We start from the raw sequence: 8,183 nt of genomic DNA, 5'->3' as shown, positions 1-8,183 counted from the left end.
CCGGATCGTCGCGCCGCATCGCGCGTGACGCGCCGGCGCGCGCTTCGTCATGCGGGCTGCCCGGCCGCTTCGTTCGCGTCCGCCGCGTTGCCGGCCGCTTCATCGCGCCGCGTGAACACCTCGTGCGCGGCGAACAGCGCGTTGAGCGCGGCCGGCATACCCGCGTACACGGCCATCTGCATGAACACCTCGACGATCTCGTCGCGCGTGCAGCCGACGTTCAGCGCGGCCTCGATATGCACCTTCAACTGCGGTTGCGCGTTGCCGAGTGCGGCCAGCGCCGCGATCGTCGCGATCTCGCGCGCTTTCAGGTCGAGCTGCGGCCGGCTGTAGATGTCGCCGAAGCTGAACTCGACCAGGAGCCGCCCGAAATCCGGTGCGATCGGCGCGAGCGCCGCGATCACCCGCTCGCCCACTTCGCCGTCGATTTCCTTCAGTTTGTTCCAGCCGCGCGTATAGCGGTCTTCAACGAGTCGTTCCATTGTGTCCGTCCTGTTTCGATAGAGAGTGAGAAGGTCTTGCCTGTCGTGCCATCTCCCGCTCCTGTGCCTCATAGTTCACGATCTTGTCGCTGATCACGTCGAGGCTCGCCTGCAGCTCCGCGATATGCGCACGCACCGCATCGCGATGCGCGACCAGCAGGCTGCGCCGCGCACCGAAGGTCGACTCGCCTTGCGCGCGCAGCGCCGCGAACGCCTGCATCTGCGCGATCGGCATGCCGGTCGCCTTCAGGCGCATCACGAAGGCCAGCCAGTCAAGGTCGGCCGGTGCATAGAGCCGGTGCCCGGCCGTCGTGCGCGAAATCGCGCGCAGCAGGCCGGCCTGCTCGTAGTACCGCAGCGTATGCGTGGACAGGCCGGTCATTTCGGCGACCTGGCCGATCGTCAGCGGGCCGGTGGAGGAAGGTTGGGTTACGGTTTTCGACATGGCAGGAACAAGGTTAGGAGTTAGAGTTCACTCTAAGTCAAGCCCTGTCGAACGACCAGTGCGACGATTGTCGGCGACACCTCGGCAACACCGTAAAGAATGGTCAAAACCACCGCCCGACGCGGGTTTCTGTCTTTACAGCGCCGCAAGCCTTCAGCAAGATTCGGTCAGCCTGTCTTAAAAAGGGCACGCATTTGTCCTATGCTTAACGGCGACGCCCGGCCACGCCTCGCCCCGCCGTCCGTTGCAACAGCCATTCATCCGTCAGAACCAGGGAGCCTTTGCCATGCTGAAAAAGCTGCTGATGCTGTTCGTCGCGCTGTCGCTGTCGCTCGCCGCAGGCCTTGCCGCGGCCGTCGAAGTCAACTCGGCTGACCAGGCCACGCTCGAATCCGTGAAGGGTCTCGGGCCCGTGAAGTCGAAGGCGATCATCGACGAACGCACCAAGAACGGCCCGTTCAAGGATGCGGACGATCTCGCGAACCGCGTGAAGGGCCTCGGCACGAAATCGGTCGGGCATCTCGAGGAAAACGGCCTGACGATCGGTGGCTCGTCGACGCCGCCGAAGGGTGTGAAACTGTCGAAGCCTGCCGCGACGACATCGGCAACGACTTCGGCCACCACGTCGGCAACGACGTCGGCAGGCACGGCATCGACGTCCACGACCGCGACGGCCGGCACGCCGGCTACGGCTCCGGCACCGGCACCGGCGGCAAGCGCGCCGGATGCGGCGGCGAAGCCGGCGAAGGCCAAGCGCATGACGAAGAAGGAAAAGGCGGCCGCCGCAGCGGCGGCATCCGCCGATGCGGGTGCGAGCGCACCGGCCGCCGCATCGTCGGCAAAAGCGACGAAGGGTTCGAAGAAGAAAAGCAAGAAGGACAAGGCAGCCTCCGCCGCCGCGGCGTCGGGCGCCTGATGTGCGCCGCGCGCGCGACGGCGTGCGCGCGGCATTCGTTCAACGGGCGCCCACAGCGTGGCGCCCTTATCGGTAAAGGTGAAGAACCATGGGTCTCCTCGACATCGTTGGCGGTCTGCTCGGCGGCCAGGCCGGCGGCAACTCGCAAAGCGCGCTGATCACGACCGCGCTCGAATTCATCAACAACCAGCCGGGCGGCCTGAATGGCCTGATCGAGAAGTTCAAGGCCGGCGGCGCCGGCGACATCATCGGTTCGTGGGTCGGCACTGGCCAGAACCAGCCGATCTCGCCGGACGCGCTGCAGAACGTGCTGGGCTCGGACGCGATCGGTGCGCTCGCTAGCAAGTTCGGTGTCGATCCGTCGATGGCCTCGACCGTCCTCGCGCAGGTGCTGCCGCACGTCGTCAACCACGCGACGCCGGACGGCGCAGTGCCGGCCGACGGCCAGGCACAAGTCGACCCGTCGAACGTGCTCGGCTCGCTGTCGCAGATCGCCGGCATGTTCGGCGGCAACAAGCAGGGCTGACGCGCTGCGTCGTTGCGACGCGCCATAAGCAAACACCCCGCCGAGGCGGGGTGTTTGTTTTTGCGCGCCCGGCGCGAACCGGGCGGCGGCCAAGGAGGCCTGCGATCAGTGAACGACGCGGTCGAACACGAACTTGCCGTCGTGGATGTCGACCGGAATCACATCCTTCGGACCGAAGCGGCCCGCGAGGATGAGCTTCGCGACCGGGTTCTCGATCTCCTGCTGGATCGCGCGCTTCAACGGCCGCGCACCGAACAGCGGATCGTAGCCAACCTTGCCGATCTGCTCGAGCGCCGCTTCCGACACGTCGAGCGCCATGTCGAGCTTCGCAAGCCGGTCGTGCAGGCGTGCGAGCTGGATCTTCGCGATCGACTCGATGTTGCTGCGGTCGAGTGCATGGAACACGACGACGTCGTCGATCCGGTTCAGGAACTCGGGGCGGAAATGCTGCTTCACCTCGAGCCACACGGCGTCCTTGATCTCTTCCTGCGGCGCCCCCGTCATCGCCTGGATCACCTGCGAGCCGAGGTTCGACGTCATCACGATCACCGTGTTCTTGAAATCGACCGTGCGCCCCTGCCCATCAGTCATGCGGCCGTCGTCGAGCACCTGCAGCAGCACGTTGAACACGTCCGGATGCGCCTTCTCGATCTCGTCGAGCAGGATCACGCTGTACGGCTTGCGACGCACGGCTTCCGTCAGGTAGCCGCCTTCCTCGTAGCCGACATAGCCCGGCGGCGCGCCGATCAGCCGCGCGACGCTGTGCTTCTCCATGAACTCGCTCATGTCGATGCGGATCAGGTGCTCTTCCGAGTCGAACAGGAACGATGCCAGCGCCTTGCACAGCTCGGTCTTGCCGACACCCGTCGGGCCGAGGAACAGGAACGAGCCGTACGGACGGTTCGGATCGGCGAGACCCGCGCGCGAACGGCGGATCGCATCGGCCACCGCGCTGATCGCCTCGTGCTGGCCGACCACGCGCTCATGCAGCTTTTCCTCGATGTGCAGCAGCTTCTCGCGTTCGCCCTGCATCATCCGCGACACCGGAATCCCGGTCGAACGCGACACGACTTCCGCGATTTCCTCGGCGCCGACCTGCGTGCGCAGCAGGCGCGGACGCGTCGGGTTGTGCTGCTCCTGCTCTTCGGCCTGCGTGACCTGCTTCAATTGCGCCTCGAGCTGCGGCAGCTTGCCGTACTGCAGCTCGGCAACCTTCTCCAGCTTGCCGTCGCGCTGCAGACGTGCGATGTCCGCACGCACCTTCTCGATCTCTTCCTTCAGCTGTGCGCTGCCCTGCACCGCGGCCTTCTCGGCGATCCAGATCTCCTCGAGGTCCGCATATTCGCGGCCGAGGCGTTCGATCTCTTCCTCGATCAGTTGCAGGCGCTTCTGCGACGCTTCGTCCTGCTCCTTCTTCACGGCTTCGCGCTCGATCTTCAGCTGGATCAGACGACGGTCGAGCTTGTCCATCTCTTCGGGCTTCGAATCGATTTCCATCTTGATCTTCGAAGCGGCTTCGTCGATCAGGTCGATGGCCTTGTCCGGCAGGAAGCGGTCGGTGATGTAACGGTGCGACAGCTCGGCCGCCGCGACGATCGCCGGGTCGGTGATGTCGACGCCGTGGTGCAGTTCGTACTTCTCCTGCAGCCCGCGCAGGATCGCGATCGTCGCCTCGACGCTCGGCTCGTCGACGAGCACCTTCTGGAAGCGGCGCTCGAGCGCGGCATCCTTCTCGATGTACTTGCGGTATTCGTCGAGCGTGGTCGCGCCGATGCAGTGCAGCTCGCCGCGCGACAGCGCCGGCTTCAGCATGTTGCCCGCATCCATCGCGCCTTCGGCCTTGCCCGCGCCGACCATCGTGTGGATTTCGTCGATGAAGACGATCGTCTGGCCTTCATCCTTCGCGATGTCGTTGAGCACCGCCTTCAGGCGCTCCTCGAATTCGCCGCGATACTTCGCGCCGGCGAGCAGTGCGGCCATGTCGAGCGACAGCACGCGCTTGCCCTTGAGCGTCTCGGGCACTTCGCCGTTGACGATCCGCTGCGCGAGCCCTTCGACGATCGCCGTCTTGCCGACGCCCGGCTCGCCGATCAGCACCGGGTTGTTCTTGGTGCGGCGCTGCAGGATCTGGATCGAACGGCGGATTTCGTCGTCGCGGCCGATCACCGGATCGAGCTTGCCCGCGCGGGCGCGCTCGGTCAGGTCGACCGTGTATTTCTTCAGTGCCTCGCGCTGGCTTTCGGCGTCCTGGCTGTGTACCTGCGAGCCGCCGCGCACCGCGGCGATCGCGGCTTCCAGCGCCTTGCGCGTGAGGCCGTGCTGGCGCGCGAGCTTGCCGGCGTCGCCCTTGTCGTCGGACACGGCGAGCAGGAACATCTCGCTCGCGATGAACGTGTCGTTGAGCTTCTGCGCTTCCTTGTCGGCCTGGTTCAGCAGCCCGGCCAGTTCACGGCCGATCTGGATGTCGCCGCCCGTGCCCGTTACTTGCGGCAGGCGCGAGATGGCTTCGTTCAGCGCGCCTTGCAGCGCCTGAATGTGAACGCCCGCGCGCGACATCAGCGAGCGTGCGGAACCGTCCTGCTGCGCGACCAGCGCCGCGAGAACGTGAACGGGTTCGATGTATTGATTGTCGCGGCCTGCCGCGAGGCTTTGCGCGTCCGCGAGTGCTTCCTGGAACTTGGTGGTGAGCTTGTCGATTCTCATTTAGTCGAGACCTCCAATTTTCGATTAACACCAAGATGAGGATGGTTATGCGGCTTTCAAGCGAAATTCGGGTTGATTCAGCGCAAAAATCGATGAATATCCTTGAAGCGGCCCCGGCACGGGCCACGGCAGGATCGAGACGTGCGGCGAGCGTGTATCAGCCGGCCGTCGACGGCGGTTCGACGGACGCGGGTGCGTCTTCCGGCGACGGCTCGGCGCGCATGCGCACGACCGGATGAATACCGAGCAATGCCACGAGGGGCACAGCGTGTTCGACCAGCTCGCCGAGCGTGTGACGATCGAGTTCGGCGAAGAACGCATCGCGCGCGGCCGCCAGGACGCCCTTCAACCGGCACTGCGGCTCGATCACGCAGCCGCGCGACTCGCCGTCCGCCGAGAAGCAGCCGACCAGCGCAAAATCGCTCTCGGTCGCGCGCACGACCTGGCCGACGGTCAGTTGCAGCGATTCGGGGAACAGCCGCAGCCCGCCATTGCGACCGCGAACGGTATCGACCCACCCCAGCTCGCCGAGCTGCTGCACGACTTTCATCAGATGGTTCTTCGAGATGCCGTAGGCGTCCGAGATCTCCTGGATCGTTGCGAGTCCCTCGCCACGTACGGCAAGGTACAGCATCACGCGCAGCGAATAGTCGGTGTAGTCGGTGAGTCTCATGGGCGAATACGGAAAAGATCGATCGTGCCCCGATTACGTGAGCCGGGCCGATCGGGTTGCGCACGGGGCCGGTTGGCGGCCCTGTTCCGCGGCCCCGGGTTGCCGGGATGCCGCGCGCGCAATAAGATGCGTGACACTTACACGTTTTTCAGGGGTTGTTGGACGCTATTTTGCGTCAAAATCCGGCCGGCGTCCTGCACGACGCCTGCGCCACTGCCCCGCCGCTGCCTATTTTTCCGGCCCTTTTTGCCATGACCGTCCTGCCCGCCTCGCCCGATACCGCACCGGCCCGCCCTCGCGACACCGAGCCGACCGAAGAGAACATCCGCGATCTCGTCTACGCGTTCTATGACCGCGTGCGCGCCGATCCGCTGCTCGGGCCCGTGTTCGACGCGAAGCTGGCCGGCCGCTGGGACGACCACCTGCCGAAGATGGTCACGTTCTGGTCGAGCCTCGTGCTCGGCACCAAGGGCTATCGCGGCAACGTGCAGCAGGCACACCAGCCGCTCGACGGGATCGAACCCGCCCATTTCAGCCGCTGGCTGTCGCTGTTCCTGAAGACCGTCGAGACGCGCTACACGCCGCCCGCGGCGATCCGCTTCATGGAGCCGGCGCTGCGGATCGCGCAGAGCCTCCAGTTGAGCCGGTTCGGCTGGGACTATCAGATTCCGCCCGAGCAGCAGGCACTGCTCGACGCGATCGCGCCGCGCCGTCGCGACGCGGGCGACGATCCGCACGCGTTGCCGTCGCGTGCCCGCGGCGAGCCGTTTCCGACGAAGATCATCGGGCGCAGCAGCGATCCGGACGCGTAACGGATCGCCATCACGCGCGGCGCTTGTGCGCGCATGCGGCACCTCGCCGCACCACCCTGACGTCGCGCTCAGCGCCGCGTATTGCCCGATTCGATACCCCAGCGCGCGAGCGCGGCATCGTCGGTGCTGCGCGCATCGACCCAGCGCTCGCCGTCCGGCGTGGTTTCCTTCTTCCAGAACGGCGCTTCGGTCTTCAGGTAGTCCATCACGAACTCGCACGACGCGAACGCATCGCCGCGGTGCGACGCAACCGTTGCGACCATCACGATCTGGTCGAGCGGCAGGAGCCTGCCGACGCGATGCACGATCGCGACGTCGATGCCCGGCCAGCGCCGGCCAGCCTCGGCGGCAATCTTCTCGAGCGCCTTCTCGGTCATCCCCGGATAGTGCTCGAGCTCCATCGCGGCAACCGAATCGCCTTCGTTCAGATCACGCACCGTGCCGACGAAGCACGCGACCGCGCCGATCTTCGGGTTGCGTGCGCGCAGTGCCGCGACTTCCGCGTTCAGATCGAAGTCGTCGGTCTGGATTCGTACCGTTGCCATCGCCCGTGCCTCAACCGCCCGTCACCGGCGGAAAGAATGCGACTTCACAGCCTTCGGTGAGCCGCGTGTCGGGATCGGTCATTTCATGATTGCACGCCATGCGCAGTGCGCGCCCTTCGGCGAGCGTCTCGGCCCACGCACCGCCGCGCACGCGCAGCCATGCGCGCACGTCGCCCACGGTCGTGACGCTGTCCGGCACGTCGGCCTGCTCGTCGGCGACGCCCAATGCCTCGCGTACGCTTGCAAAAAATTTCAGTTGAATCTTCATGGTTCGGGAAGCCGTCGCGTTACGACAGCAGTTCGGAAAACGGAATGAAACGCACGGTCTCGCCGGCGCTGATCGCGTGCTGCGGCGGGTTGTCGATCAGGCCATCGCCCCACACCGTCGACGTCAGCACCGCCGAGCTCTGGTTCGGGAACAGGTCGAGACCGCCGGCCGCGTTGACGCGCGCGCGCAGGAATTCGTTGCGCCGGTCGCCCTTGTTTTGCGAAAAGTCGGCACGCAGCGACAGCGCGCGCGGCGCGACGTCGCGCACGCCGGACAGGCGCAGCAGGAACGGCCGCACGAACAGCAGGAACGTGACGAAGCTCGACACCGGGTTGCCAGGCAGCCCGATGAAGTGCGCATCGGCACGATCGTCGCCGCGGCGCACCGCGCCGTACGCGAGCGGCTTGCCGGGCTTCATCGCGATCTGCCACAGCGCGAGCCGCCCTTCGGCCTCGACGGCCGGCTTCACGTGGTCCTCGTCGCCAACCGACACGCCGCCGCTCGTCAGGATCACGTCGTGATCGCGCGCGGCCGCGCGCAGCGTATCGCGCGTCGCGGCGAGCGAATCGGGCACGATCCCGTAGTCGGTCACGTGGCAGCCGAGCCGCTCCAGCAGCCCGCGCAGCGTGAAGCGGTTCGAGTTGTAGATCGCACCCGGCTTCAGCGGCTCGCCGGGCATCGTCAGTTCGTCGCCGGTGAAGAACACCGCGACGCGAATCCGCCGCGCGACCGCCAATTGCGCGCAGCCGACCGACGCGGCCAGGCCGAGCGCCTGCGGCGTGAGCCGCGTGCCGGCCGGCAGGATTACCGAGA

General features: G+C 66.2%; 10 protein-coding genes. 3 read left to right on the top strand and 7 right to left on the bottom strand.

Annotated elements, in window-relative coordinates; genetic code table 11:
- Positions 1-47: 47 nt before the first annotated feature.
- On the bottom strand, positions 48-482 hold the full coding sequence (locus G3N99_RS29685; RefSeq protein WP_071334593.1) for a carboxymuconolactone decarboxylase family protein: 435 nt from the start codon (positions 480-482) through the stop codon (positions 48-50).
- Positions 466-927: a MerR family transcriptional regulator gene (locus G3N99_RS29680; RefSeq protein WP_206124161.1), complete on the bottom strand. Its 462-nt coding sequence runs from the start codon at positions 925-927 to the stop codon at positions 466-468. Before G3N99_RS29680 ends, G3N99_RS29685 begins: the two co-directional genes overlap by 17 nt.
- 286 nt (positions 928-1,213) lie before the next feature.
- Here G3N99_RS29680 and G3N99_RS29675 point away from each other — a divergent pair, with 286 nt between their 5' ends.
- Positions 1,214-1,843, top strand: a complete 630-nt coding sequence (locus G3N99_RS29675; RefSeq protein ID WP_206124160.1) for a helix-hairpin-helix domain-containing protein — start codon at positions 1,214-1,216, stop codon at positions 1,841-1,843.
- An 88-nt stretch (positions 1,844-1,931) separates the two neighbouring features.
- Positions 1,932-2,369: a YidB family protein gene (locus G3N99_RS29670; protein WP_089484088.1), complete on the top strand. Its 438-nt coding sequence runs from the start codon at positions 1,932-1,934 to the stop codon at positions 2,367-2,369.
- A 105-nt stretch (positions 2,370-2,474) separates the two neighbouring features.
- Here G3N99_RS29670 and clpB read toward each other — a convergent pair whose 3' ends face one another.
- Both clpB and G3N99_RS29660 read right to left on the bottom strand, forming a co-directional pair.
- The gene (gene clpB, locus G3N99_RS29665) at positions 2,475-5,072 is read right to left on the bottom strand and encodes an ATP-dependent chaperone ClpB (protein WP_174987313.1); all 2,598 of its coding nucleotides are present in this window, start codon (positions 5,070-5,072) and stop codon (positions 2,475-2,477) included.
- A gap of 157 nt (positions 5,073-5,229) precedes the next feature.
- On the bottom strand, positions 5,230-5,745 hold the full coding sequence (locus tag G3N99_RS29660) for an Rrf2 family transcriptional regulator (protein ID WP_206124159.1): 516 nt from the start codon (positions 5,743-5,745) through the stop codon (positions 5,230-5,232).
- A gap of 251 nt (positions 5,746-5,996) precedes the next feature.
- Between G3N99_RS29660 and G3N99_RS29655 the strand changes: the two genes are divergently transcribed.
- Positions 5,997-6,557, top strand: coding sequence for a group III truncated hemoglobin (locus tag G3N99_RS29655; RefSeq protein ID WP_206124158.1), 561 nt, complete (start codon positions 5,997-5,999; stop codon positions 6,555-6,557).
- A gap of 68 nt (positions 6,558-6,625) precedes the next feature.
- On the opposite strand, the gene G3N99_RS29650 is transcribed toward G3N99_RS29655, so the two are convergent.
- The 3 genes from G3N99_RS29650 to G3N99_RS29640 all read right to left on the bottom strand — a co-directional run.
- Complete coding sequence (locus G3N99_RS29650; protein ID WP_043188206.1) at positions 6,626-7,102, bottom strand: molybdenum cofactor biosynthesis protein MoaE; 477 nt, start codon at positions 7,100-7,102, stop codon at positions 6,626-6,628.
- Positions 7,103-7,112: 10 nt separating this feature from the next.
- The gene (moaD, locus tag G3N99_RS29645; RefSeq protein ID WP_011352296.1) at positions 7,113-7,370 is read right to left on the bottom strand and encodes a molybdopterin converting factor subunit 1; all 258 of its coding nucleotides are present in this window, start codon (positions 7,368-7,370) and stop codon (positions 7,113-7,115) included.
- 19 nt (positions 7,371-7,389) lie between these two features.
- Positions 7,390-8,183, bottom strand: a 794-nt coding sequence (locus G3N99_RS29640; protein WP_206124157.1) for a molybdopterin molybdotransferase MoeA, incomplete at its 5' end; no start/stop codon positions are given.

This window comes from Burkholderia sp. Ac-20392, from assembly GCF_017104585.1.
Classification (GTDB): domain Bacteria; phylum Pseudomonadota; class Gammaproteobacteria; order Burkholderiales; family Burkholderiaceae; genus Burkholderia; species Burkholderia lata.
The sequence above is the reverse complement of the archived record's forward strand: the minus strand, read 5'-3'. Positions and strand labels throughout refer to the sequence as shown.

Excerpts from the sequence above, each read along its gene's own strand:
- G3N99_RS29685 (WP_071334593.1), bottom strand. The coding sequence starts at position 482 with ATGGAACGACTCGTTGAAGACCGCTATACGCGCGGCTGGAACAAACTG.
- G3N99_RS29680 (WP_206124161.1), bottom strand. The coding sequence starts at position 927 with ATGTCGAAAACCGTAACCCAACCTTCCTCCACCGGCCCGCTGACGATC.
- G3N99_RS29675 (WP_206124160.1), top strand. The coding sequence starts at position 1,214 with ATGCTGAAAAAGCTGCTGATGCTGTTCGTCGCGCTGTCGCTGTCGCTC.
- G3N99_RS29670 (WP_089484088.1), top strand. The coding sequence starts at position 1,932 with ATGGGTCTCCTCGACATCGTTGGCGGTCTGCTCGGCGGCCAGGCCGGC.
- clpB (WP_174987313.1), bottom strand. The coding sequence starts at position 5,072 with ATGAGAATCGACAAGCTCACCACCAAGTTCCAGGAAGCACTCGCGGAC.
- G3N99_RS29660 (WP_206124159.1), bottom strand. The coding sequence starts at position 5,745 with ATGAGACTCACCGACTACACCGACTATTCGCTGCGCGTGATGCTGTAC.
- G3N99_RS29655 (WP_206124158.1), top strand. The coding sequence starts at position 5,997 with ATGACCGTCCTGCCCGCCTCGCCCGATACCGCACCGGCCCGCCCTCGC.
- G3N99_RS29650 (WP_043188206.1), bottom strand. The coding sequence starts at position 7,102 with ATGGCAACGGTACGAATCCAGACCGACGACTTCGATCTGAACGCGGAA.
- moaD (WP_011352296.1), bottom strand. The coding sequence starts at position 7,370 with ATGAAGATTCAACTGAAATTTTTTGCAAGCGTACGCGAGGCATTGGGC.